The 1,118-nt window shown below is 51.3% G+C and carries 1 protein-coding gene; it reads left to right on the top strand.

The annotated features are described in order from the left end of the window. The first annotated feature begins 67 nt into the window (after positions 1 to 67). The gene (locus tag F6K37_RS46040) at positions 68 to 1,024 is read left to right on the top strand and encodes a peptidylprolyl isomerase (RefSeq protein WP_287257398.1); all 957 of its coding nucleotides are present in this window, start codon (positions 68 to 70) and stop codon (positions 1,022 to 1,024) included. Positions 1,025 to 1,118: the final 94 nt, after the last annotated feature.

Below are 1,118 nucleotides of genomic sequence, written 5' to 3'. Positions count from 1 at the left end.
CCCTGTTCCCTGTTCCCTAAAACCCAAAAAAATGTACCTCACCTAATTGAACACCGTTATAATTGCCATGCAGGAAACAGCAACAACACTGATTCATCAAGAAACTTCACTGTCTGAAATCCCGGTTAAGAGGGAGGATCGACCCAAGCCACTAATTCGGATTTTGCGGGAACCATTGCTGCATTTCCTGGTTTTGGGTGCCCTGCTGTTTGGGCTATATTTTTGGGTTGGTGGTCCTTCTATCACATCGGATTCTCCCAAGCACATTGAGGTGTCTGCTGGCACCATTGAGTCTTTGAAAACAACCTGGCAGCGGCAGTGGGGACGAGAGCCCTTGCCCCAAGAGCTGGAAAGCCTTGTGGATAAATACGTTCGCGATGAAGTACTGTATCAGGAAGCCCTGGCATTGGGGTTAGATCAAAACGACCTGATTGTGCGGCGACGGGTGGTTCAAAAGATGCAGTTCTTGGTCGAAGATGTGTCGGCTCTGCAGGAACCCTCCGATGAAGTGTTGGAAGCCTATTTAGGGGAGCATGCTGAGCGCTACGCGATACCGGGCAAGTTTAGCTTTGGACAGATTTACTTCAGCCGGGAAATGCGGCGCGATCGCACTGATGCGGAAGCCCGTGATCTTCTGAATCAGTTGCAAGCCAACCCCAACCTGGAACGGTTCCAGAAGCTAGGGGACCGCTCCATGTTGCCCATAACCTATAATCTAGCCTCAGCTGAGATCCTAAGCAACACCTTTGGTGGAAGCTTTGGTCAGGAGATGGCTGGGGTTACGGAAAACGGCTGGCAAGGCCCGTTCCATTCCGCTTATGGCAGTCATCTGGTTTACGTTAGCGACATTGAACCGGGTCATAACGCTACCTTAGCAGAGGTCAAAAGGGATGTCCGCCGGGACTGGATCAGAGACCAGCGCCAACAGCTGGACGAGCAGTTCTATCAACAGTTACGCGATCGCTACACGGTTTCCATTGACCAGGATGCTCTCAACCAAGCTATTCAGGAGGAGCAGGGATGAACAAAGAAAGGCAGAAGTCAGAAGTCAGAAGGCAGAAGTCAGAAGTCAGAGGGCAGAAGGCAGAAGTCAGAAGGCAGAAGGCAGAAGTCAGAGG

The organism is Moorena sp. SIO4E2 (genome assembly GCF_010671945.1).
GTDB lineage: Bacteria > Cyanobacteriota > Cyanobacteriia > Cyanobacteriales > Coleofasciculaceae > Moorena > Moorena producens.
Note: the sequence above shows the minus strand (reverse complement) of the source record. Positions and strands in the feature narration are given on the sequence as shown.